Consider the following 22,490-nt stretch of genomic DNA (forward strand, 5'->3'; position numbering starts at 1 on the left):
GTCAGGCGCCGATTCCGAGCAGCGCGGGCAGCGCCGTCACGTCGTCGATCACGGCGTCCGCTCCGGCGGCGGCGAGCGCGTCGCGACGGTGGGCGCCGCTGAGCACACCGACCACGAGGCCGGCGCCGGCGGAGCGTCCCGAGGCGACGTCGCTGGTGGTGTCGCCCACGACGACGACCGATGCGACTGCCGACGCCTGAGCCCGGATGACCGCGGCCAGCACCAGGTCGGGTGCGGGACGCCCGCGCCCGACGTCGACCGGCGAGAGCGCGGCGTCGACGAGCGGCCGCCACCCGAGGCCGTCGAGGATCGCGTCGCGCGTGGTGGGCGCGAAGCCCGTGGTGAGCACGACGGACAGTCCCGCCCGGCGCAGGCGCTCGAGCGTGTCGCGCGCGCCGTCGATCGGCTCGACGCCCTCCGTCGCGATCAGGTCCGCGTACGCCCGCTCGAACGCCGCCGTCGCCTCGGTCGCGCGTGCGACGTCGCCGCCGGAGAGGTGCGTGAACACGTCGATCTTGGACTGGCCCATCGTGCGCCGGACGTAGTCGAGGGCGTCGGGCCACAGCATCCGTTCCGCCACCCCCGTCTCGGAAGCCGCTCGCGCGAAGGCGCGCTCGACGACACCGTCGTCGCGGACGGTCGTGCCCGCCATGTCGAGCACCACGAGCTCGGGGGCGATCAGACGCGGGAGCGTGGCGGCGGCGGCGTTGACGTGAACGGCGGCGGGGACGGTCATCGGTGGATTCCTTCCGGGGTGGCGACGCCGGCGTCGGCGCCGAGGCGAGGGGCGAGCACGGTCTCGGCGAGTCCGAGACCGGTGGTCATGCCGATGCCGGTCGTCGCGGCGAGCGCGAGCACATCGGGTTCGGGTTCGGCGACGAGGAAGTCGCCGGGGCCGCTGGCGTACACGCCCTGCCAGCGTTCGAGCACGCGCGGGCGCACGCCGAACAGGGCCTCGAACTCCTCCAGCAGGAGGTCGGCGGCGGCTTCGGCCTGGAACGGCGCGATGCCGACGCCCTTGTAGTGCGTGTCGCCGACGACGATCGATCCGTCGGGCAGCTGCGTGTACATCTGGTTGAGGTCGAGCGCGGCGAGGTCGGGACGTTCCGCGTGCAGGCGCTCCCGCACGGCGTGCGCTCCCGGCAGCGCGGCGAATCTGCCGTATCGCACCAGCGACCAGCCGGTCAGAAGCGGAGCGGGAATGGATGCTGCCTCCCCGCGCACGCGCAGCATGTCGAGGCCGCAGCGCACGACGCCGGCCGACTCGGCGAGGTCGGGCAGCAGCTGGTCGAGGTCGTGGTTGACCGCGACCACGACGAGCCCGGCATCGATCGGACCCCGCGTCGTGTCGACGCGTCCGGTGTGCACCGCCCCGGCGGAAGTGCGGGTGCGGAACTCGACGCCGAGCTCCTGCAGGTGCGCGCGGATCGCCGCGGCCGCCGCACGAGGATTCGTCTGGAGGTCGGGCGCGATCCACGCGCCGCCGGCCGCCACGCCCGGCCGCACCGAGACGCGGGACTCGAGCTCGGCGCCGGTGAGGAGGTCGATGCCGCCCTCGTGCGCCGCGACTTCCAGCAGAGCGAGCTCGTCGGCGTCGCGGGCGACGACGAGCGTGCCCGACTCGCGCAGCCAGAACCCGGCGTCGCGTGCGAGCTGCAGCCAGATCGGACGCGACGCATCGGCGTACTCGCGGGCGAGGCCCGTCTGCGCCCCGATGCACAGGTGCCCGAAGTTGCGGACGGTGGCGCCGAGTGTCTCGGGCGCGCGCTCGATCACCACCACGCTCCGGCCGCGCCGGGCGGCCGCGTAGGCTGCGCCGAGTCCGACGATTCCCGCGCCGATCACGGCGACGTCATAGCCCCGGGTCAACGGAACACCTTCCTCATCCACATCGCGATCCCCTCGACGATCAGCACCGTCACGAGGATCATCAGCACGATCGCGGTGACCATGCCGTAGTTCGCGCCCTGGCTCGCGTTGAGCAGGTAGTAGCCCACTCCCCCGCCGCCGACGATGCCGAGGATCGTCGCCGCGCGGACGTTGGTGTCGAGCAGGTAGAACGAGTGCCCGATGAGCGCACGCGTGCCCTGGGGCACGGTCGCGCCGGCATACACCTGCACCCGCGTCGCACCGGTCGCGAAGAGCGCGCGCTCGGGGCCGCGGTCGACCTCCTCGAGCGAATCCGCGATGAGCTTGCCGAGCAGGCCGACGCCCCCGACGGCGAGCGCGATCGTGCCGGCCTGCATGCCGAGGCCGGTGATCACGATGAGCACGATGGCGAGGATGATCTCGGGGATGCCGCGGATGCCGACCAGCGCAAAGCGCGCCGTGGCGCGCAGCCCGCCGTTCGGGGCGACGTTGCGCGCCGCGAAGGAGCCGAGGAGCACGGAGGGGACGAGGGCGAGCAGGGTAGCCGCGAGGGCGATCGCGATCGTCTCGCGCAGCGCCTCGAACATGACCTCGGCGCCGTACACGCCGAACGTGGGCGGCCAGAACTGCGCGGCGACGGCCGGGAGCTTCGCCCAGAACGTCAGGAAGTCGGCCCAGTTGATCTGGCAGACCCAGACGCCTGCCACGACGATCGCAGCGGCGAGCCATCCGGCCGCGACGTTGCGCACGCGCGCAGCGGTCCACGGCCGGTGCAGGGCCGTCTCGGGCGACCGCGCCCACAACGTACCCGCAGGGGGCGACGCGGGCCGGGCCGCAGCATCCGTTCTCCTCGTCCGCAGTCGCCGGCCGATCAGCCGGTCGGCCCACGAGCCGCGGTCGCCGACGCGGCCCAGCATGGCGGCGCGCACGACGCTCGAGATGATCTCCATCACGACGCAGAGGACGAAGATGACCAGCGCGATGCCGAGCCCGAGGCCGTAGTTCAAGGACTTGAACGCGTAGGACATCTCGAGACCGAGACCCGCGACGCCGACGTAGCCGAGCACGACGGAGCCGCGGAGGTTGATGTCGTTGCGGTGCAGCACGGTGGCGGTCCACGACGGCAGCACCTGCGGAAGGATGCCGCTGAAGAACTCCTGCGCGCGGGTGCCGCCCGCGGCGCGGATCGCGAGGCGCGGGCCTTCGTCGATCTGCTCGATCGCGTCGGCGAACATCTTCGAGATCATGCCGATGGAGTGGATGCCGATCGCGAGGATGCCGGGCAGCGCGCCGAGCGAGAACATCAGGACGAAGACCATGGCGAGCACCACGTCGGGCAGCGCCCGGGTGAGGACGCCCACGAAACGCGCGGCGGCGCGCCAGCCATTGCCCGGCGTCGTGTTGGACGCGGCGAGGTACGCGATCGGCACGGACAGCAGCGCGGCGAGGAGGGTGCCAGTCAGCACGAGGCCGAGCGTCAGCGCGATGAGCCACGCGAGCTCGGCCGGCTCGGGGAACGACAACGCACCGACGCGGGCGAAGAACCGCTCCGCGTTGCCCCAGCTGGCGACCATGTCGGGGATCGAGATCTGCACCTCGTTCACCGCGGAGACCGCCAGCCCGAGGAGCGCGAGGAGAGTGAGGCCCGCGGCGAGTCGCTCCGGCGAGAAGGGACGCTTCGGCGCGCGGTCGAGCAGCGACGCCGAGGTGGACGCCGCGCGGGGACGCTCGACGGTCGTGGTCATCGTGTCGTCTCCGCGGAGTCGAGCAGGAGCTCATCCTGCACCGCGCGCAGTTCTGCCGTGGTCGTCGCGACGCGGCCGTAGATCTCCATGACCTGCGCCTTGGTGAGGTCGCGGGTGGGGAGGTCGAGCACGACCGCGCCGTGACGAAGACCGACGATGCGGTCGGCCCACGAGATCGCGAGGTCCACCTGGTGAAGGCTGCAGACGACGGTGAGTCCCTCCTCCGCGGCGATCTCGCGGATCAGCGCCATCACCTGGTCGCTGGACTCGGGGTCGAGCGAGGCGACAGGCTCGTCGGCGAGCAGCACGCTCGGGTTCTGCATCAAGGCCCGGGCGATCGCAACGCGCTGCTGCTGGCCGCCCGAGAGGGTGTCGGCGCGCTGGTAGGCGCGGTCGAGGAGGCCGACCCGGTCGAGGTGCCCGAGGGCTGCGAGGCGCCGGGCCTTGGAGTACGTCCACAACCCGAGGCGTGGACCGCGGACACTCGACAAGGCCCCGGTCAGGACGTTCTCGAGCACGGTCAGGGACGGCACGAGCTCGAACTGCTGGAAGATGAAGCCGACGCTCGAGCGCAGGGTGCGCAGGCGCCGGCCGGACAGGCGCGGCACGTCCTCGCCGAGCACCTCGACGGAACCGGAGGTGGGGACCTCCAGCCCGTCGAGGTGCCGCAGCAGGGTGGACTTGCCGGAGCCCGAGAGCCCGAGCAGCACGACGATCTCGCCGCGGTTCACAGTGAGCGACACATCGTCGAGGGCGGTGGTGGCGCCGAAGCGCTTGGTGACACCGTCCAGGCTGACGACCGTCTCGGGTGCGGGAGTGTTCATGACTGCTCGGGTCCTCGTCAGCGCGCCGGGCTCAGCCCTGGCACTGGGTGGCGTTGGTCTGGGCGCAGATGTCGCGGATGAGGTCGTAGTACGCGTCGTCGACCGGCTTCGTGGCGTAGAAGACGCTGCGGAAGCCGTCGGAGTCGGCGCTGTCCACGCCGCTCGCGATGATGTCGTCGATCGTGACCTCGCCGAGGATGTCGAGGAGCTGCTCCTGCAGGTCGGCGGGCAGCGTGTTCGAGGAGACGAGCGGCGCGCCGGGCACCATCGTTTCGTCGATGACGCGCACCTTGTCGGACTTCTCGACCTCGCTGTCCTCGGCGAACCCGACCTCGCACTCGACGCCCTCGCCGGTCTTCTGCACGCTCACGTCGTGCTTGCCCGCGAACACCGGCGTGACGTCCGTCTCGGGGTCGATGCCCTCCTCGAGGAGGTTGTACGACGGGAACAGGTAGCCCGAGGTCGACGACGGGTCGACGAAGCAGACCTTCTTGCCCTCGAACTCGGCGAGCGTCTGGATGTCGCTGCCCGTCGGCACGATCGCCTGCGAGTAGTAACCCGGCTCCTGGCCCTCCTCGGTGACGATCGACGAGATCGGGGTGAGCTCCGCGCCGTTGTTGGCGGCGGTCACATACGTGAAGCCCGAGAACGACGCGACGTCGATCTTGCCGGCGATCGCGGCCTCGATGAGCGCGGCGTAGTCGGTGGACTCGTGGTACTCGACAGTCTTGCCGGTCTCCTGGGCGATGTAGTCCATGAGCGGCTGGTAGTTGGTCTCGGTGTCGGCGGAGTCGGGGACGACGCCGAAGACCAGGGTGTCTGCGTCCACGGCGAAGCCGGTGGTCGCGGCGTCCTCGGTCGTGGCGCCGGCCGTGCCGGAGCAGGCGGAGAGTCCGAGGGCGAGGAGTGCGGCGCCGGCCAGTGCGATCGACGCGTTCTTTGCACGGAGGTTCATGACAGCCTTTCGGGTGAGGGGAGGGATGAAGAACCTCGAGAACTCTCGCACCCGCTCGTGCAAGATGTGTACCTACGTCGCGATTGTTCAAGGGTTGTTCACCTAACTTGTCATCAGGCGAACTCTTCGTGCCGCGACTCCGCGGACACCTCGCGGCTGAGTAGTATTCCCATGTGGCAGACACGGTGTACAAGCTGATCGCAGACGACCTGCGCGGACTGATCGTCAGCGGGCGCCTCGCCCCCGGCGACGACGTGCCCACTGAGGCCGTGCTGGCCGACCAGTGGAACACGTCGCGCGGACCCATCCGCAACGCGCTCGCGACCCTCCGCCAGGAGGGACTCATCGAGACCACGCGGGGACGACCCGCCCGCGTCACCGCCCGCAAGGCGCACCAGGCCGTCGACGTCTCCATCCCGTTCACGCGGTGGGCGCGCGAGATCGACGCCGTGCCCGGCGCCCGCACCCAGGAGGTGAGCCTGCGGCGAGCGGATGCTGAGAAAGCTGCGCTGCTCGGAATCGCCGAGGGCGACCTCGTGGTCGATGTGCTCCGCCTGCGGCTGCTCGACGACCGACCCACCATGCTCGAGCGGCTCACCTACATCGAGCCGGTCGGCCGCGTGCTGTTCGGCGTCGATCTCGACGGCGTCTCGATCACCGAGTACCTCGAGGAGCACGGGACCGGATCGGCGGACGTCGACCACGAGATCGACGCCGTCGCCGCCGACGAGACCGACAGCCGGCTCCTCGAGGTGCCGCTCGGCGCCCCCGTGCTGCGCCTGCGGCGCGTCGCCAGAGATGCCGCAGGGCGCACGTTCGAGGCATCCGATGATCGCTATCTCAGTGACATCGTGCGGTTCACGGTGTCGGCGTCCGGTCGCTCGCGGCAAGGCGACGCCTACGTGCGACCGCTCGGCAGCGCCTGACCGGCGCGGTGACGGGCACTCGCAGAGCCTGTCTGCGCCGCCCGGGCGGACGTAGCGTGGAGTCATGGCTGACATCCGCGCCGAGGTGAAGGAGTTCTTGAGCTCCCGTCGCGCCCGGCTCACCCCCGAACAGGCGGGGCTGCCCGCGTACGGCGGCAACCGCCGGGTCGCGGGCCTGCGCCGCGAGGAGGTGGCGATGCTCGCCGGCGTCTCCGTCGACTACTACGTGCGCCTCGAGCGGGGTAACCTCGCCGGTGCGTCGGAGGGCGTGCTCGACGCCGTCGCCCGCACGCTGCAGCTCGATGAGGCAGAGCGCGAGTACCTCTTCGACCTCGCGCGCGCGGCCGGTCCCGGCCGCAAGCCCGCGCGACGGCCCTCGGCGACCGTGAGGCCGGCGGTGCAGCAGGTGCTGGACGCGTTCACCGAGGCTCCGGCATGGGTGCGCAACGGCCGGCACGACATCCTCGCCGCGAACCTGCTCGCGCGGGCCCTCTACTCCCCCGTGTTCGACGACCCGCGCCGGCCCGTCAACACCACGCGGTTCGCCTACCTCAACCCGGCTGCCCGCGAGTTCTGGCGCGACTACGACCAGATCACGCACGACTCCGCCGCGATGCTGCGCATGGAGGCGGGCCGCAACCCGCACGACCCCGAGCTCATCCGGCTTGTCGGCGAGCTGTCGACGCAGAGCGAGCTGTTCCGTGAGCGCTGGGCCTCGCGCGACGTGAAGTTCCACCGCAGCGGACTCAAGCGCCTGCACCACCCCGTCGTCGGCGACCTCGAGTTGAACTACGAGTCGATGGACCTGCCGAGCGAACCCGGACTCGTGCTGAACGTGTACACGGCGCCGACGGGTTCGCCCTCGGCCGACGCCCTCACGCTCCTGGCGTCGTGGGCGGCGACGCAGGCCGCGGAGTTCGCCGCCTACGACGCCTCCGCGACCGCCGACACCGCCCGCTGAGCGCCGGCGCCCTCATCAGGCCGGCAGGACGAGCAGCGTCGTGGTCGCAGCATCCGTTCCGGTGATCGCGCCGACGGGCCCCGGACCGTAGCGGTCGTACTTGGCGTGCAGCGCGGCGTCGACGTCGGACGCCACTGCCTCGTCGGCGAGCGTGAACGTCACGTCCTTCTCGACGCCTCCCGCCGTCACGCGACCCGCACCCGACCGCACGGCGCGGCGGAACCAGCCGTTCTCTGGGCCATGCGCTGAACGGACGTACAGCGCGTCCCCGACCGCCGCGTGCCAGATCGTGACGGCGGGGCGGAGCGTCCCGTCGGGCCGCCGCGACGAGATGCGCAGCTCGGTGGCGGCGCCGATGCGGCGCAGCTCGGTCTGGTCCCAGCCGCCCATCACAGACCCACCATCGCCATGCCGGCGTCGTCGTAGCGGTTGCCCGCCACGACCGCGGCGAGCGCGTCGAGCGTCGCGATGTCGTCGGCCGACAGCGCAACGGCGGTCGCGCCGGCGTTCTCGTCGACGCGCTCGCGGCGGCGGGTTCCCGGGATCGGGACGACGGACGGATGCCGCGACAGCAGCCACGCGAGAGCGACCTGGCCGGGTGTCGCCCCGCGTGCGGCGGCGACGTCGCGCACCCCGTCGACGACGGCCTGGTTCGCGCGGAGGTTGTCGGGCTCGAAGCGGGGAACCCTGCCGCGGATCTCGCCGGCGCCGAACGTGGAGTCGGCCGACACGGTCCCGGTGAGGAAGCCCTTGCCCAGCGGGCTGAACGGCACGAACCCGATGCCCAGCTCGATGCACGTCGGCAGCACCTCCGCTTCGGGGTCGCGGGTCCACAGCGAGTACTCGCTCTGCACGGCCGTCACCGGAAACTCGGCATGCGCGCGACGGATGGTCGCGGCTCCCGCCTCGGAGTGGCCGAAATGCTTCACCTTGCCCGCCGCGACGAGTTCGCCGACCGCGCCGGCTACGTCTTCGATGGGCACGTCGGGGTCGACGCGGTGCTGGTAGAACAGGTCGATCGCGTCGACGCCGAGGCGCTGGAGCGAGGCGTCCGCCACCCGACGGATCTGCTCCGGGCGCGAGTCGGTGCCGCGCATCGTGCCGTCGACGATGTCCCAGCCGAACTTCGTCGCGACGACCACGCGGTCGAGGATCGGGGCGATCCCCTCGCCGACGAGCTTCTCGTTGTCGTACGGGCCGTACACCTCGGCGGTGTCGATGAACGTCACGCCCTGATCCACGGCGTAGCGGAGCACGCCGATCATGTCGTCGCGGTCGCCGGGAATCGGGCCGTAGCTCATCGACATCCCCATGGCGCCGATGCCGATCGCCGAGACCTCGAGGCCCTGGCCGAGCTGCCTGGTGTGCATGGTTCCTCCTCGTGCCGCAGAGCGCTCGCCCGCGGCATCCTCCATCCCACTCCTGCAAGACTGCAGGCGGGAGACCCCGCTGTGACAGGTACCGCGAGAACCCCTCGCGACCGCGTCAACGGATGTCGGCGAGCGCGCGGTGGACGGATGCCACCGCGCTGGATCCCTCGCCCACCGCGGCGGCGACGCGCTTCATCGAGCCGCGGCGCACGTCACCCGCGGCGAAGATGCGAGGCACGGAGGTCTCGAACGGCAGCGGCTCGCGGCCCAGTGTCGACCAGCGCTCGAGCGATTGCACCGACACATCGGTGCCGGTGCGGAGGAACCCGTCGGCGTCGCGATCGAGCTCGGCGAGCCAGGACGTCGCCGGCTCCGCGCCGATGAAGCAGAACAGTCCGCGCGCCGCGACGTCGCCGATCGAGTCGATGCTCACCCTCTCGAGTACCGACCCGCCACCGAGCGCCGTGACGCGGGACTGGGTGTGCACGTCGATCCGCGGGTCTTCGAGCAGCCTGTCGACGAGGTACGACGACATGCGGCTGCCGAGGTCGGAGCCGCGCACCACCAGGTGCACAGGGCATCCGTTCGCGGCGAGGTACAGCGACGCCTGCCCCGCGGAGTTGGCCCCGCCGACGACCACCACCGGCGAGTCGAACACCTGTCGCAGTTCGAGCGGAGTGGCGGCGTAGAAGATGCCCGCGCCCTCGAACTCGTTCCAGCGGTCGAGGTCGAGGGTGCGATACGCGGCTCCCGACGTGACGATCGCCGTGCGGGCGTGGATGACGCGGCCGTCGGTGAGCGTGACGTCGAGGTCGCGCCCTGCCGGACGGAGATCCGCCGCCTCGCAGGGCGCGTAGACCCGCACTCCGAACTTGAGCGCCTGCAGCGACGCCTGGCCGATGAGGTCGCCGCCGCTCACGCCGAACGGGAAGCCCAGGAAGTTCTCGATGCGCGACGTCGCCGCCGCCTGCCCACCCGGGGCCACGGCATCCAGCAGCACCGTGCTCAGCCCCTCGGACGCGCCGTAGATGGCAGCGGCGAGTCCCGCGGGCCCGCCGCCGACGACGACGAGGTCGACCACCTCGTCCGCACGGCCCTGGTAACTGAGCCCGAGCCGCTCGGCGACCATGCCCGGCGTCGCGTTCTTCATCGGCTCGCCCTGGATGAAGGCGACCGGCAGGTCGTCGAGGCCGATCCCGTGCTCGCCGAGTGTCCAGAGGTCCCCCGGCTCCAGCTCGATCGCCTTGTGCACCAGGTCGACCCGCTCGGCGAAACGTCGCAGCGCCAGGAACTCCCTGGACGAACGCGGTCCGACGAGCTTGAGGGTCAGCGCGGCGGGTCCGGTGCGGAGGATCTCCCGCCGCGCCCACAGCGCGTGCAGGATGATGTCGCACAGTTCGTCGTCTTCGGCCATCAGCAGCCTGAGGCGCGAGCGGCTGACCCGCAGCATCCGTCCCGCTTTCGACGCCCGTGCCGACAGGAAGGCGCCCTGCCCGTTGAGGAGGCCGAGTTCACCGATGAAGCTGCGCGGTCCGAACCTGCCCACGTGGGTCTCGCCCACCCAGCCGAATGCGACACGGACGATCTCGACCTCACCGGTGTCGACGAGGATCAGGTCGTAGTCGAGGTCGCCGGCCTCGAACAGATACTCGCCCTGCGTGACGTCGTGCGGCTCGCCGAACGCGCACAGGCGGCCCCACTGCGCCTCGGTGAGCGTGGGCTTCATCATGCGCTCGAACTCGCGCTGCGTCATCTTGGCGCCTGCCATCGCGGTCTCCTTCTTCAGCGGTGGATCAGCTCGCGCCAGTCGGCCGGAACCCGGCCCTCCGGCCCCGGCGACGGCTGCGTCTCCGGTCGCGACTCGGGCGGCGAGAGCCGCGGCCCGTCGACATAGTCCTCGGCGACGTAGTCCCAGAACCACTCCTCGCCCGGCTCGAAGCTGCGGACATACCGGTGTCCGGTCGCACGGAAGTGCGCGGTGGCGTGCTGCGCCGGCGAGGTGTCGCAGCACCGCACATCGCCGCACATCGCACAGCGCCGCAGGTGCACCCACCAGCCGCCGACGTCGTCGCAGTCGGCGCAGCCCTCGCCCGAGGGCGGCACGGTGGGGTCGATCTCGCTCAGGCTCATCCGCCTGCCTCTCATCGCACGCGTTCCGTCGGTGCGATGCTAACGCGCCGGGGCGGGAGCCGGGCCGTTAGAGTGAGCCGCGATGATCGAGGTTGCGGACGGCGTGCTCGTCGCCACGAGCCGCGTGATGTCGACGACGTCGACGGTGCTGTGCCGCGACGGCGAGGCGCTCCTCATCGATCCGGCGTGGATGCCCGATGAGCTCGACGCCCTCGCCGACGAACTGGACGCACGCGGCCTGCGCGTGATCGGCGGCTTCGCCACGCACGCGCATCACGACCACCTGCTGTGGCACCCGCGCTTCGGCGCCGCCCCGCGCTGGGCGTCGCCCGCGACGGCGGCGCTCGCCCGCGACGAGCGGGAGGCCCTCGTCGCCGCGCTCGGCGGGGATTTCGCGAGCGAGCTGGTCGAGCTGATGGGGCGTGTAGACGCGACGGATGCTGCGATCCCGCCCGCGTCGATCCCTCGGGGATTCGCCCCCGAGCTGGTGGTGCACGACGGTCACGCACCGGGTCACACCGCCGTGTGGCTGCCCGAGCCACGGGTGCTGATCGCCGGCGACATGCTCAGCGACCTCGAGCTGCCCCTCCCCTTCGAGCCCGACGACCTGCCCGCCTACCTCGCGGCCCTCGACGTTCTCGCGCCGTATGTCGCATCCGCGGCGCTGGTCATCCCGGGCCACGGGAGGCCAGGATCCGACGCCGCGGCGCGCCTCGACGCCGACCGACGCTACCTCGACGCCGTGATCGCCGGGCGGGTGCCGGGCGATCCGCGCCTCGCGAATCCGGGGATGCCCGAGGAGTACAAGCGCCTCAGGGCGATGGTCGCCGACGCCGGCTCCTGACCCGTCAGCCTCAGTCGAGCTCGGCCGCGGTGTCGCGAGGGTAGGCGCCGCCGGCGAGCTTAACGAGGTGCGCATGGGCGTACTCGCAGACGAGTGCGTGGCGGTAGACCATGCGCGGGACGTCGACGTTCGAGTCCATCCAGAGGCTCATGCCGGCGAGCTTCCAGTGGCGGAAGGTGTCGTCGCCGGTGACGAGCGCGAGGATCTCGAGGAACGAGTCGTCGAACCGGATCGAGTGCACCGCACGCCGGTACTCCTCCACGGTGAGCGCCATGGAGAACGGGATGTTCATGAAGCACAGCGCCGTCTGGATGTCGAGCCGCAGGTAGCGCCGGCGGCCCCGCTCAGCGTCGAGCGGCGGGATGTCGAGCTGCTGGAAGTCCAACGACTCGGGCCGCGTGAGCGGGACGCCGTCGAGCGCGATGAGCACGTCGTACACGTTGACGTCGTGCTCGACGACGGCCGAGTCGCCGAGCCCCGCGAGGGTCTCCGGCCGGAGGGTGACCGGGGCCATGTCGACCGCGGTGTTGCGGATGATGAAGTTCACGAGGTTCGTCTCGACCACGAAGTGCCGGATCAGCAGCTCGACCGCGCCGGGCGCGACGAATCGCCGCAGGAACCACACGCACAGCGCGTCCATCGTCGCAAGCGGCATCCACCGGAACGGCAGCACGCGCTTCACGATCGAGATGATCGCGACGAGCACGCGGGAGACGATCCGCGCGATCGGGTAGAGCCACCGGCGCGAAAGGCGCCGCTGATCGTTGATGATCCGACGCACGAGCGCGCGGTCCAGAGGGACGGAGGGATCGGCGTACACCGCCTCCCACATGCTCGGGTCGGAGCGCACGAACTCCGGCATGCTCGGTCGCGGCGCCGCCACGTCAGCGATCCAGTTCCTCGAGCTGCAGCGCGTACAGGCGCGCGACCACCTGCGCGCAGCGCACGATGTCGTCGGCGTCGCGGTCGCCGATGATGCCCGAGGTCAGGATCGCCTCCATGTCTCCGGTGTGCTCGGCGTCGGCATCCTGGTGGTACCGCATGAAGTGGACCTGGTTGTCGGCGAGACCGAGCACCTCCTGGAACCGCGCCGCCCAGCCCGCCGCGCGCTTCGCACCCAGCCCCTCGATGATGAACATCGCGCCCAGCAGCCCGACCGGATTGGGCTGGGCCGCGTAGTGGAACATGTAGCCCGACAGCGCCTCCGAGCCGACGTTCTTGCGGCCGCGGCGCAGCTCGTCGAGCGAGCCGCCGATCGCGACGTAGTCGCGCTCGAGCATCAGATAGTCGCGGTGCTCCTCCTCGGCGTGGCGGATCGCAGCCGCACGGAGCTCGAAGTGCTCGATGTCGAAGCTGGATGCCGCCCGCGAGATCCACGGTGATCCGTCGACCACCTGCTGGCGGAGGTTGAAGAGCAGTCGCCGGTAGTCCTCGAGCGTGACGGTGCCGTCGGCGAGGCGCTGCAGGATCGGCACCCCGTCCAGCCGTTCCTCGAGCTCGACCCAGACGTCCGCGAGTCGCTCGAACAGGGTGCCTGCGCCGTCCGAGGCGGTGTCGGCGGAGACGGTGGTGGTGCTGCTCATGTCGGTGCTCCTTGCCGGCCGCGGGGTGCGACCACGGTGAGATGGGCGAAGGCGAACGAGAACCGCCCGGACTCGGGCACGGCGAGAAGGATGGTCTCGCCCGGCGCGAAGCGCCCCGTGTGCCACGCCTCTTCGAGCGCGATGAAGATGCTCGCCGAACCCGTGTTGCCGCGCGTCTCCAGGTTCGAGAACCAGCGGTCGGTGTCGAGCGTCGGGATGCGGCGGCGCAGCGCCTCGAACGCGACGTCGCGGAACATGTTGGTGCTGTAGTGGCAGACGACGTGGTCGAGATGGCGAACGTCGACCAGCCCGATGTCGACGAGCTCCTCGAACTGGCGGATCCCGGCATCCGCGAGGTCGTCGAGCATGCTCACGTCCTGCCGAAGCAGGAACATGCCGGCCGCGTCCCCCTCGGCGATGCCGACATCCTGCCAGGTGCCCCCGACCTCCGGCTCCGCACCCACCATGCCGGCACGCATGCACACGTCGTGCTCGTGCGCGAGCGAGACGTGCCGCACCCAGTCGACCCGCAGCGACGGCTTGCTCGGGTGGGGCTGGAATTCGACGACGACCGCGCCCGCGCCGTCCGACAGCATCCAGCGGAGGAAGTGGGCGTCCATGCCGGCACGGATGCCGTCATAGCGGCGTTGGCGGAGGCTCCGGCTGGCGAGCTCCGAGCCGACCACGGCCGCGCGCGGGTGGTCGCCGAGCCGGACCTTGCTGACGACCGCATCGAGTGCGGCGAGGCTGGACGCGCACACCCCGGATGCCGAGAGCAGCTGCATCGGCCCGCCGCCCAGTCGCCCGTGCACCATCGACGCGAACCCGGGTACGAGGACGTCGCCCATCGTGGTGGCGCATGCGAGCATGCGGATGTCGCCGGCGTCGATGCCGCGGTCGTCGAACGCGGCACGGAGGGCCTTGACCGCGAGCTCCTCGTTGAGTTCCGTCGGCTCACCTCGTTCATCGAGCGCGTAGTGCCGCTTCCGGATGCCGTTCGAATCGAGGATGCGCCGCCGGATCCGCTCCGTGACGGCGTCATCGCCCCCGAGGCGCGCTGCGATGCCGTCGTTGTCGACCGGTTCTCCCGGGAGGTACCGGCCGAACCCGGTCAGATAGGCATTCGCAGTCGCGCCCATGGTGACGAGACTAGGGGGAAGGGACGGATGCTGTGCCCCGCAGCATCCGTCATCCTCTCCGTGGAAGTGATCTGGTCTGCTTTTCGTCGAGACGGAACAATGGTGTGCGCAAGGGCCGTGGTGCGGCGGACGGGATCGATGGAGATGACGTCATGGAAGACACGAACGATGCGGTCGTGACCCTCAGCGAGGAGCAGTGCTGGAATCTGCTCGCGCGCGGCGAGCTGGGGCACCTCGCCCTGGATGCAGACGGCGATCCGGACATCTTCCCGGTGAACTACGTGATCGACGGGCCTCGCGTCCTGTTCCGCACCGCGCCCGGGTCCAAGCTCGCCGAGCTCACGCAGCATCCGCGGGTCGCGTTCGAAGTGGACGAGTACGACGACACCTACGCCTCGAGCGTCATCGTCAAAGGTGTGGCGGAACGCGTCGAACTGCAACGCGAGATCGATGAGGCGGACGCGCTCCCGCTCACCCCGTGGATCCCCACCCTCAAGTACCGCTGGGTGCGCATCGTGCCGACACAGATCACCGGGCGGTGGTTCGCACGCACGCCGGAGCCCGAGCGGTATCGGGCGTCGGAGAAGGAAGGTGCGTAGGCGGCCTCGCGCTGCTCGAGATGGCGCAGTGTCATCGGCGACCGCGCTGACGTAATCGCTCGCGCGTGATGAGCAACGCTCCTCCAGCGCCGGCGGCGCTGCGGCGTTGCCAACGACGCTCCCGCGGGGCTAGCCTGACGCTGGTGCCGGTCGGAGCCGACGGTCCCCGACTCCGGGCACGGCCGTCGCCGTCAGTTCAGGGAGTCCTCATGGACGCGCCGACCGCCCTCGATCGCAGGCGCACCGCTTACGGCGAGCATCGCTGGAGTGACGCCATCGCCGACTTCGATGCGACGGATCGAGCGTCGGCGGCGACCGCCCTCGACCTCGCGCAGTTCGCGATCGCGGCAACCCTGGTCGGGCGATTCGAAGAGGGCATCGACTGGCTGACGCGGGCCCATGAGGCCTTCCTTGCGGACGGCGACGTGGACGGCGCGGTCCGCTGCGCCGCGTGGCTCGGGATGCAGTTCATGGATGTCGGAGACCGCGCACAGGCCGGTGGGTGGTTCGCGCGCGCTCAGCGACTGGTGGACGAGCACCCGGAGGGGCGCCCCGACCACGGCTTCCTCCTCATCCCCGAAGGGCTCGCCGCGTTGTACGGCGGTGACGGCGCTCGAGCCGCAGCCGTGTTCGGTCGTGCCGCGGAACTCGCCCGCGCCGCGAAGGACCCCGACCTCGTCGCGCTCGCCGAACTCGGCCTCGGGCAGTCGGAGATCATGCTCGGGCGTCCCGCGGCGGGACTCGCCCGGCTCGACGAGGTCATGGTCGCCGTCACGGCCGGCGAGGTCTCACCTGTCCCCTCCGGCATCGTCTACTGCGCCGTACTGCAGGCGTGCCGGCTGGCTTTCGACGTGCAGCGCGCCCACGAGTGGACCCGGGCGTTCGACCGCTGGTGCGCCGAACGGCCCGACATGGTCGCGTTCAGCGGCCAGTGTCACGCGCAGCGTTCCGCGCTGTTCCTGTTGCACGGCGCCTGGGCGGATGCCCTCGCTGCGGCCGAGGAGGCGCAAGAGCGCTCGGCCCGCGGAGACCGCGACGGGCTTTACAGCGCCTGGTATCAGCTTGGCGAGGTGCACCGGCTGCGCGGCGAGCCGGATGCCGCGATGGCGGCGTACGAACAGGCCTCGCGCACCGGCTGGGAGCCGCAGCCCGGCCTCGCGCTGCTGCGGCTGGCACAGGGGGAACCAGCGATCGCGCGCACGATGATCCTCGCCGCCGCAGACCGCCTGGACCCTGCTGAGCGACGCTGGCTGCTCCCGGCGACCGTGGAGATCCACCTCGGCGCGGGCGAGGTGGTGGCCGCGCGCGCGGCGGCCGATGAGATCCGGGCGCTCACCAGATCCAGCACGATGCCGCTGCTGCGGGCGGTCGTCGAGCAGGCAGACGCAACCGTGCTCCTGGCCGAGGACGATCCCCGCGCCGCCCTCACCGCCGCGCGGCACGCGTGGACGAAGTGGCGGGAACTCGACGTCCCGTACGAGGCAGCGCGCTGCCGCGTGCTCGCGGCGCGGGCGTGCCGGGCCCTCGACGACGAGGCATCCGCCGCGATGGAGCTCGATGCGGCGCGCGTCGAGTTCGCCGACCTGGGGGCCGGGCAGGCGCTCGGGGCGATGGAGACCGAATCGCCGACAACGCCCACCCCGCAGCCGGGCGGGCTCTCAACCAGGGAGGTCGAGGTGCTCAGGCTCGTTGCGGCCGGCGACACGAATCGCCAGATCGCCCGCGAGCTCTACCTCAGTGAGAAGACCGTCCAGCGGCACCTCAGCAACATCTTCGGAAAGCTCGGCGTGTCGACGCGGTCTGCAGCGACCGCGTTCGCCTTCCGGCACGGGCTGGCCGGCTGAGCTGTGCGCGAGACGTCCCACGGCGACGTCAGGTGAATGGGTGATTCTCTCGACGCGGCTGCGGGCATCACCGGCATACCGTGGCGTCCTCGTGAAACTCAAGCTCGTCGAGGATCACCGAGCTCCACGTCGGGCGATACGCGCCCTCGACTGCGAGGGAGAGCAGGAAGTCACGTTGCAGACTCGGCCACAGCACGCTGGTGTCGAGGGCCGCCGTGAACACGACCCCATCCTGTCAGGCTGCGAAGCTAGAGCCGGGCAGCCCGCCTCGCCGCGACCGCCTTCCTCGCCGCCTTAAGGTCCTCGAGCGTCTGCTCGACGTTGTCTTCGTCGACGGCGTCGCGCGTGGCGGCGAGCACGTCGTACTGACGCTCTCGCCGGCGCTCCCGATAGTGGAGGAGATCAGCGAGGAGAACGCGACGATGTGTTCCGGCCTTCTCGAACGGGATCTCCCCCTCGTCGAGGAGCTTCACAACGGTCGGCCGACTCACGTTCAGCAGATCCGCTGCCTGCTGAGTGGTCAGCCGTGTCGTCTGCGGCACGACCGAGACCGCCAGCCCGCTCCGCATCGCGTCCACGATCTTGCGAAGCGCGAGATAGACCTCTTCCGGGAGTTCGACCTGATCTCCGGGGCGCGCACCCGCAAGAAAGTACCGCGGCCCGGGGAGCGCCCGGCCGGCAGCCTCATGGGCGGTCAGGAAGTCCAGAACGGGGGCAAGCTCGTCGCCTCTGCTGGGAAGGTACGTCTCCTCAACGACTGCAGGACGAGACACAGGAATCACCTCAATACACGTGAACGCAGGGGATTGCGTTTGTTGCGATTAGAGTAGCACGCGCCCCGACAGATCGATCAGAGCATGCCGAGCAACGCATCGCCTGCCCCTGGAAGCCGTAGGCGCTTGACATCGAGGCGGAGTTGCGCGACAGGTCTATATACTGCTCTATACAAACCGGAGGAGGAATCATGACCGTCACGTCAATCGATATCGACCCGGACGAGCTGCGCCAAGCGAAAGAACTCGCCGGCACGACCTCCAATCGCGAAACAGTGGACCTCGCCCTGCGGACGCTCATCGCCGTCCGTCGCCAGCCCGCCGCCGTCGAGCGGATCATCGCCCGTACGTTCGAGCCCGACCAGATCGACGCTCCGACGATCCCGCCGCGGACGGCGATCGCCGGCCAGTGACGACCTACCTCGTCGACAACAGCATCTGGCAGAAGGCCTCGACGAGCGATGCGATTGCGGCAAGGCTCCGGGAGCTCTCACCCACTCATCTGATCATCACGTGTCCTCCCCAAGTCCTCGAGTACTGCCATTCGGCCCGGACGCCTCAGGAGTACCAAGAACTCCGCGCGGACATGGAGCAGCTATTGCCCGCGTGGGAACACCCCGACGAACAGCACGCACTGGACGTCCAGCAGGCGCTATGGGACTCAGGGCTCACCCGCGCGGCAGCGGCGTTCGATTGCCTCATCGCGGCGTACGCGGTCGTCAACGACGCCGTCATCCTGAACTCCGACCACGACTTCGGGTTCATCGAGATCGCCACACGCGGCGCGGCCCGGCAGGAGTACGTGGCGGCCTAGAGGCTTTCCGGCCAGGGCCTCGACCACGCGCGTTCAGAAGATGTGCGCTTCGCGCGTGGCGAGGTATGCCACGCGGCGGCGCCGTAATTCGCGGTAGACGGTGGCGCGGGACACATTGAGCAGCTCAGCGATCTCAGTCTGGGTGTACTCACCCTGGTCCTGGACGTCGAACAGAAGCTTTCGCTGCGTCATCGACAGCTTTGGCTGCTTGCCCTTCGGGTGACCCTTCCCCGCGCCACTGCCATCCCTTCTTTGGTACGCATGCTGATCAGGTCGCGTTCGAACTCGGCGACCATGGCGAGCACGTTGAAAAGCAGCCGCCCCACGGGGTCTGTGGGGGGGTCGTACCTGCTCCTGCCGAGACTGAGCGCGACGCCTTTCGTTGTCAGTTCGTCGGCGATGTCGCGTGCGTCTCTCACCGATCGGGCGAGCCGGTCGAGTTTGGTGACCACCAGCGTGTCCCCTTCCCGGACGGCGGCGAGAGCTTCGCGCAGTCCGGGCCTGGCCCGGTCGGTGCCGGTCAGCCCGTGATCGACGTAGATGTTCGAATCCAGGACTCCCAGTCGCAGCAGGGCATCCCGCTGCGAGGTGAGGTCTTGATCCGCTGTGGAGACCTGGCATAGCCAATCTGCCTTCACGCCGGTCATGGACACGCCACGTTGGCTCGGGCCCGGTCGTGGCACAATCTGAGGGACTTCGCATCGATGAGGATGCTCATCCGATCTTGCGAAGGAAGTTCATGATCTCGTTAGCCGCTGCTTCCGGTATCGCACTCGTGGAGTTGGGCTTGGCGCTCACACCCGGCCCGAACATGATGTACCTGGTATCGCGCAGCATCAGCCAAGGGTGGCGCGCTGGAATGACCTCGCTCGCCGGCACGGCGCTTGGCTTCGTCGTCTACATGGCAATGGCGAACCTCGGGCTGGCGGCAGTGTTCTTCGTGGTCCCGTGGCTCTTCATCGCGCTGAAGGTCGTGGGCGCCGGCTACCTTCTGTGGCTGGCGTACAAGATCCTTCGCCCGGGCGGCAAGTCACCGTTCGATACCAGTGCGCTTCCTCGCGATTCCGCAGGCAAGTTGTTCCGGATGGGGCTGATCACGAACCTTCTCAATCCCAAGGTCGCAATCCTCTACCTGGCCCTGATCCCGCAGTTCATCGATCCGGCGGCCGGGAACGTCGTCGCTCAGGGGTTCCAACTAGGTGCGATACAGATTCTGGTCGGCGTGACGGTGAACGCGGCGATCATCCTCGCGGCGGGCTCGGTCGTGGTGTTCCTTCAGAGCAAGCCCGCCTGGATGCGGTGGCAGAAATGGGTCACGGGCTCACTCCTGGGCGCCATCGGGATCAAGCTGGCGATCGACGCGCCCACGCCCGCCGGCGCCAGCTAGATCCACCGGGCGGTGGCAGACGCGGGGAACCTCACGCCCGCAGGGCGGTTCTCGTGCGAGCGGAGTAGGGCCCTCTCCCGGGGTGCGGCGGGGGTTGGGTTCGTCGGTCGTCTGTCAGGTCGGGCTCGCGGCTGGAGCGTTGTCTGCCGCTGTGGGCTGAGCTCCGTCGGGCCACGCCGCCAGGCACACTTTGTTCCCCGACTGATCGGCGAGGATCCACGCGCTCGGTGCTTCCGTGTCGTCCACGACCCGTCCGCCGGCGGCGACGGCCTGCGACAGTCTCGACTCGATCTGGTCGCGTGGAAGCGAGACGTCGAGGTGCATGGCGTGCCGTAGTGGTTTGGACGGGTCGAGGTCTTGCATCCACACGGTCGATCCTTGGCCGAGCGGGTCGATGCCGTTGTCTTCGTGTAACGGCGCGTAGCCGAGCACGGCACGCCAGAACGGCAGGTCTCTTGCCTCGGGTTTCGCGGCGATCGCGATCTGGACCTCCTGCACCGCCTGTCGATCCGCGATGGCGCCCTGCTGGCGCGCGAGTGCGGAGATCGTACGGGCCACGTCGAGGTGATCGTGTTCGGTTCCCCACATCTTGCGCGTTAGCTTCACGGTGAGGCGATCCGATGTCGCGGTGAGCAGCGTTCGCGGCCCGAGGCCGGGCACCTCAGACACCGCCGCCGCCAAGCGCGCCGCGCTCCTCAGCGATGCCACTTTGAACACGGCCGTCGGACCACCGTGCAGAACCACCCAATCCTCGACACCATCGCCGGACAGGAAAGCGCGCCACCCGTCTTCGCTCATGCCGATCACCCTACGCATGGCCTATCTGGCTGCATAGAAGAACCGACCACCCGATCGCGCACTCGCAACACGTCGAGTGAGTACCGTGACCTGAACCCGCAACTCGCCCGCCCCTGGGCGGTCCTTAACCGCCCGTCAGAGCGCCGCGAGGAGGTAACTGGGCCCGGTGAGTCGGCGCTGCGGGATCAGGGGTGCGCGCTCATCGGTGCGACGCGGGAGGGTCACTCGCGACGGTGCCGCGTATTGTCGGCGGTGACCGGTGGCACCACGAGTCGAGACCCGCGCGCGCTCTCACGGCGTGGCGCCGGCGAGGTCGGCGCCGGCCAGATCGGTGCCGGCGATGGTCGCGCGATCGACGTTCAGGTGCTCGACAGCGACGCGGCCGAGCGATACATCCGTGCTCTCGCCTTCGAGTAGGTGAAGGGGTTCGCTGTCGATGTGCTCGGCGACGAGCGTGATCCCGCCGGTGGAGCTGGCCGAGTTGGCAAGCTCCTGGATCCACGCGTGGCTGAGTTCGGCGGGCTCCGGGTCGTCGAACACGAATCGCAGCGGGATCGACGGGTTCAGCCAGATGGTGCTGCGGCCGCGCGGCTGATCATCCGGATGCCGCCACGACACGGTGAAGCTCTCCCCGCGGCGGAGCTTGGTCGCAATCACGACTTTCAGGTGAGCGAGTGCGCGATCCTCGATATGGATCTGCGTGTCGGACCCGCCATAGAAGATCGTTCCCATCATCACCGTTCGTCTCGGCCGACTAAGTACCCCGGAATCGGTGTACCCCTCCACGCTCAGGATAGATCTGTCGACGCCGCGCGAGGGATCGAAGTTCGGGGGTAGACGATGCTCACGCAGAACGCAACCGCCTCGCGGACACGTTGTGCGCGTTCCTAGCGTTGAGGCATGGTGTTCCGACTGCGAGACGGACCACGCGACGGGCAGCTCGTCGACGAGCTTCCGCGGCACTACCGCGCCCTGAACCTTCCCGACGAACCTCCCGTCGAACCGCTGTTCGACGACGTGGTGCCCACCGTTGCCCACTGGCGCCCGAACGCCACCCCAGACTCGCCGCCACAACAGTGAAGCCCCTGCCTGCCCTTCGGCAGGCACCTCAGCGCCGACGCGGCGCGCGCGGTCACTTCCGCTCATGTCGCCGCGCGGGGAGCGCGCCAGCGGGTCGCTCAGCGCGTTCCACTCTGCCAACTTTCCGAGCTCTATCCGCCACTCTTCGCACACGGGACAGTGATCATCGTCGAGCAGTCTTCTGACCGGCAAGAATCTTGAGACCGTCTGACTGCAAAGGACCCTCGATGATCACTGTTCATCTTCGCTATGAGATCGATCCTGACAAGCTCGACGACTTCACCGAGTACGGCCGTGCGTGGATCCACCTTGTCAACAAGCTCGGCGGAACCCACCACGGCTACTTCATGCCCAGCGAGGGTGACAGCGACGAAGCGTTCGCGTTGTTCACCTTTCCGTCTCTGGCCGAGTATGAGGTCTACCGGAACGCCTCGAAGACGGACCCAGGGTGTCAGGAGGCATTCGAGCTCGCACGACGGACTGGGTGTATCCGCCGCTACGAGCGTCGGTTCCTCTCGCCGGTGTTCGCGTAGCGGTCCTCCAGAGTCCCCTGCCCAGTGCAGCGAACATCGGGCGGGGTAGGCGGATCCGACCGCATGCCCCGCCCGATGAGAAGCCTTACGGCGGCGCCTCAAGTGAACGCTGCGGTCGCGGCGACGAGGGCCATGCGCACGTCGACATGCGAGACCTACGACGACGACCGAGCATGGCTGCCATAGGGCGCTCAACGGGTGAAGAGCGTCCTCTCGCCAAGAAGGGACTCCACCCCTCCGCGGTGCAAGGCCGCGCGAACCGAGTTCGCACGCAGTCCACTCCACACACACGATGCACTTGTCCGAAATGCGCTAG

Annotated in this window: 27 protein-coding genes and 1 pseudogene; 10 read left to right on the forward strand and 18 right to left on the reverse strand. The window is 69.7% G+C overall.

Translation table 11 applies throughout. The features are described 5' to 3' along the window. Nucleotide 1: 1 nt before the first annotated feature. The 5 genes from ACVN90_RS17460 to ACVN90_RS17480 are packed head-to-tail and all read right to left on the reverse strand — an operon-like array spanning nucleotide 2 to nucleotide 5,393. On the reverse strand, nucleotides 2-736 hold the full coding sequence (locus ACVN90_RS17460) for an HAD-IA family hydrolase (RefSeq protein ID WP_475099468.1): 735 nt from the start codon (nucleotides 734-736) through the stop codon (nucleotides 2-4). Next, complete coding sequence (locus ACVN90_RS17465; protein WP_475099469.1) at nucleotides 733-1,869, reverse strand: TIGR03364 family FAD-dependent oxidoreductase; 1,137 nt, start codon at nucleotides 1,867-1,869, stop codon at nucleotides 733-735. The genes ACVN90_RS17460 and ACVN90_RS17465 overlap by 4 nt, the downstream gene beginning before the upstream one ends. Continuing rightward, the gene (locus tag ACVN90_RS17470) at nucleotides 1,866-3,614 is read right to left on the reverse strand and encodes a PhnE/PtxC family ABC transporter permease (protein WP_475099470.1); all 1,749 of its coding nucleotides are present in this window, start codon (nucleotides 3,612-3,614) and stop codon (nucleotides 1,866-1,868) included. Before ACVN90_RS17470 ends, ACVN90_RS17465 begins: the two co-directional genes overlap by 4 nt. Beyond that, nucleotides 3,611-4,438, reverse strand: a complete 828-nt coding sequence (gene phnC / locus ACVN90_RS17475; protein WP_475099471.1) for a phosphonate ABC transporter ATP-binding protein — start codon at nucleotides 4,436-4,438, stop codon at nucleotides 3,611-3,613. The genes ACVN90_RS17470 and phnC overlap by 4 nt, the downstream gene beginning before the upstream one ends. Nucleotides 4,439-4,469: 31 nt before the next feature. Then, complete coding sequence (locus ACVN90_RS17480) at nucleotides 4,470-5,393, reverse strand: phosphate/phosphite/phosphonate ABC transporter substrate-binding protein (RefSeq protein ID WP_475099472.1); 924 nt, start codon at nucleotides 5,391-5,393, stop codon at nucleotides 4,470-4,472. A gap of 173 nt (nucleotides 5,394-5,566) precedes the next feature. On the opposite strand from ACVN90_RS17480, the gene ACVN90_RS17485 reads away from it, so the two are divergent. After that, nucleotides 5,567-6,319: a GntR family transcriptional regulator gene (locus ACVN90_RS17485; protein ID WP_475099473.1), complete on the forward strand. Its 753-nt coding sequence runs from the start codon at nucleotides 5,567-5,569 to the stop codon at nucleotides 6,317-6,319. Nucleotides 6,320-6,383: 64 nt separating this feature from the next. Next, on the forward strand, nucleotides 6,384-7,280 hold the full coding sequence (locus tag ACVN90_RS17490) for a helix-turn-helix transcriptional regulator (protein WP_475099474.1): 897 nt from the start codon (nucleotides 6,384-6,386) through the stop codon (nucleotides 7,278-7,280). 15 nt (nucleotides 7,281-7,295) lie between these two features. Here the strand turns inward: ACVN90_RS17490 and ACVN90_RS17495 are convergent, their stop codons facing one another. The 4 genes from ACVN90_RS17495 to ACVN90_RS17510 form a co-directional block, all read right to left on the reverse strand. Then, a complete protein-coding gene (locus ACVN90_RS17495; RefSeq protein WP_475099475.1) occupies nucleotides 7,296-7,670 on the reverse strand; it encodes a DUF2255 family protein in 375 nt (124 codons plus the stop codon). Continuing rightward, complete coding sequence (locus ACVN90_RS17500; protein WP_475099476.1) at nucleotides 7,670-8,650, reverse strand: aldo/keto reductase; 981 nt, start codon at nucleotides 8,648-8,650, stop codon at nucleotides 7,670-7,672. The genes ACVN90_RS17495 and ACVN90_RS17500 overlap by 1 nt, the downstream gene beginning before the upstream one ends. Before the next feature lie 115 nt (nucleotides 8,651-8,765). Further along, complete coding sequence (locus ACVN90_RS17505) at nucleotides 8,766-10,418, reverse strand: FAD-dependent oxidoreductase (protein ID WP_475099477.1); 1,653 nt, start codon at nucleotides 10,416-10,418, stop codon at nucleotides 8,766-8,768. Between the two features lie 14 nt (nucleotides 10,419-10,432). Beyond that, nucleotides 10,433-10,780, reverse strand: a complete 348-nt coding sequence (locus ACVN90_RS17510) for a UBP-type zinc finger domain-containing protein (RefSeq protein WP_475099478.1) — start codon at nucleotides 10,778-10,780, stop codon at nucleotides 10,433-10,435. Nucleotides 10,781-10,862: 82 nt separating this feature from the next. On the opposite strand from ACVN90_RS17510, the gene ACVN90_RS17515 reads away from it, so the two are divergent. Beyond that, a complete protein-coding gene (locus ACVN90_RS17515; RefSeq protein ID WP_475099479.1) occupies nucleotides 10,863-11,624 on the forward strand; it encodes an MBL fold metallo-hydrolase in 762 nt (253 codons plus the stop codon). 10 nt (nucleotides 11,625-11,634) lie between these two features. Here the strand turns inward: ACVN90_RS17515 and ACVN90_RS17520 are convergent, their stop codons facing one another. Genes ACVN90_RS17520 through ACVN90_RS17530 form a run of 3 tightly spaced genes read right to left on the reverse strand, consistent with a single transcriptional unit; the run spans nucleotide 11,635 to nucleotide 14,346 of the window. After that, nucleotides 11,635-12,507 (reverse strand): DUF6999 family protein, encoded by an 873-nt coding sequence (locus tag ACVN90_RS17520; protein WP_475099480.1) that lies wholly within the window; start codon nucleotides 12,505-12,507, stop codon nucleotides 11,635-11,637. Between the two features lies 1 nt (nucleotide 12,508). After that, a complete protein-coding gene (locus ACVN90_RS17525) occupies nucleotides 12,509-13,207 on the reverse strand; it encodes an iron-containing redox enzyme family protein (RefSeq protein WP_475099481.1) in 699 nt (232 codons plus the stop codon). Further along, nucleotides 13,204-14,346, reverse strand: coding sequence for a 3-oxoacyl-[acyl-carrier-protein] synthase III C-terminal domain-containing protein (locus ACVN90_RS17530; RefSeq protein ID WP_475099482.1), 1,143 nt, complete (start codon nucleotides 14,344-14,346; stop codon nucleotides 13,204-13,206). Before ACVN90_RS17530 ends, ACVN90_RS17525 begins: the two co-directional genes overlap by 4 nt. Nucleotides 14,347-14,498: 152 nt before the next feature. Between ACVN90_RS17530 and ACVN90_RS17535 the strand changes: the two genes are divergently transcribed. Then, a complete protein-coding gene (locus tag ACVN90_RS17535) occupies nucleotides 14,499-14,945 on the forward strand; it encodes a pyridoxamine 5'-phosphate oxidase family protein (RefSeq protein WP_475099483.1) in 447 nt (148 codons plus the stop codon). Between the two features lie 209 nt (nucleotides 14,946-15,154). Then, a complete protein-coding gene (locus ACVN90_RS17540) occupies nucleotides 15,155-16,789 on the forward strand; it encodes a LuxR C-terminal-related transcriptional regulator (protein ID WP_475099484.1) in 1,635 nt (544 codons plus the stop codon). A 67-nt stretch (nucleotides 16,790-16,856) separates the two neighbouring features. On the opposite strand, the gene ACVN90_RS17545 is transcribed toward ACVN90_RS17540, so the two are convergent. Next, the gene (locus ACVN90_RS17545) at nucleotides 16,857-17,012 is read right to left on the reverse strand and encodes a hypothetical protein (protein ID WP_475099485.1); all 156 of its coding nucleotides are present in this window, start codon (nucleotides 17,010-17,012) and stop codon (nucleotides 16,857-16,859) included. Nucleotides 17,013-17,037: 25 nt separating this feature from the next. Next, the gene (locus ACVN90_RS17550; protein ID WP_475099486.1) at nucleotides 17,038-17,562 is read right to left on the reverse strand and encodes a helix-turn-helix domain-containing protein; all 525 of its coding nucleotides are present in this window, start codon (nucleotides 17,560-17,562) and stop codon (nucleotides 17,038-17,040) included. 191 nt (nucleotides 17,563-17,753) lie between these two features. Here ACVN90_RS17550 and ACVN90_RS17555 point away from each other — a divergent pair, with 191 nt between their 5' ends. Together ACVN90_RS17555 and ACVN90_RS17560 are read left to right on the forward strand one after the other, a co-directional pair. Continuing rightward, entirely contained in the window at nucleotides 17,754-17,975 is a 222-nt protein-coding gene (locus ACVN90_RS17555) for a type II toxin-antitoxin system VapB family antitoxin (RefSeq protein WP_475099487.1), read from the forward strand. After that, nucleotides 17,972-18,376 (forward strand): PIN domain-containing protein, encoded by a 405-nt coding sequence (locus ACVN90_RS17560; protein ID WP_475099488.1) that lies wholly within the window; start codon nucleotides 17,972-17,974, stop codon nucleotides 18,374-18,376. Before ACVN90_RS17555 ends, ACVN90_RS17560 begins: the two co-directional genes overlap by 4 nt. Nucleotides 18,377-18,409: 33 nt before the next feature. Here the strand turns inward: ACVN90_RS17560 and ACVN90_RS17565 are convergent, their stop codons facing one another. Both ACVN90_RS17565 and ACVN90_RS17570 read right to left on the reverse strand, forming a co-directional pair. After that, nucleotides 18,410-18,568, reverse strand: a complete 159-nt coding sequence (locus ACVN90_RS17565) for a helix-turn-helix domain-containing protein (RefSeq protein WP_475099489.1) — start codon at nucleotides 18,566-18,568, stop codon at nucleotides 18,410-18,412. Beyond that, the gene (locus tag ACVN90_RS17570; RefSeq protein ID WP_475099490.1) at nucleotides 18,565-19,023 is read right to left on the reverse strand and encodes a recombinase family protein; all 459 of its coding nucleotides are present in this window, start codon (nucleotides 19,021-19,023) and stop codon (nucleotides 18,565-18,567) included. Before ACVN90_RS17570 ends, ACVN90_RS17565 begins: the two co-directional genes overlap by 4 nt. Before the next feature lie 92 nt (nucleotides 19,024-19,115). On the opposite strand from ACVN90_RS17570, the gene ACVN90_RS17575 reads away from it, so the two are divergent. Beyond that, complete coding sequence (locus tag ACVN90_RS17575; protein WP_475099491.1) at nucleotides 19,116-19,763, forward strand: LysE family translocator; 648 nt, start codon at nucleotides 19,116-19,118, stop codon at nucleotides 19,761-19,763. Nucleotides 19,764-19,877: 114 nt separating this feature from the next. Here ACVN90_RS17575 and ACVN90_RS17580 read toward each other — a convergent pair whose 3' ends face one another. Both ACVN90_RS17580 and ACVN90_RS17585 read right to left on the reverse strand, forming a co-directional pair. After that, nucleotides 19,878-20,561, reverse strand: a complete 684-nt coding sequence (locus ACVN90_RS17580) for a VOC family protein (protein WP_475102149.1) — start codon at nucleotides 20,559-20,561, stop codon at nucleotides 19,878-19,880. 429 nt (nucleotides 20,562-20,990) lie between these two features. Then, nucleotides 20,991-21,293 (reverse strand): annotated as a pseudogene (locus ACVN90_RS17585) (DUF7882 family protein); the annotation flags it as partial. Between the two features lie 168 nt (nucleotides 21,294-21,461). On the opposite strand from ACVN90_RS17585, the gene ACVN90_RS17590 reads away from it, so the two are divergent. Continuing rightward, a complete protein-coding gene (locus tag ACVN90_RS17590; protein WP_475099492.1) occupies nucleotides 21,462-21,641 on the forward strand; it encodes a hypothetical protein in 180 nt (59 codons plus the stop codon). A gap of 227 nt (nucleotides 21,642-21,868) precedes the next feature. Continuing rightward, nucleotides 21,869-22,174, forward strand: coding sequence for an NIPSNAP family protein (locus ACVN90_RS17595; RefSeq protein WP_475099493.1), 306 nt, complete (start codon nucleotides 21,869-21,871; stop codon nucleotides 22,172-22,174). Nucleotides 22,175-22,490: the final 316 nt, after the last annotated feature.

Source organism: Microbacterium sp. F01, assembly GCF_056156365.1.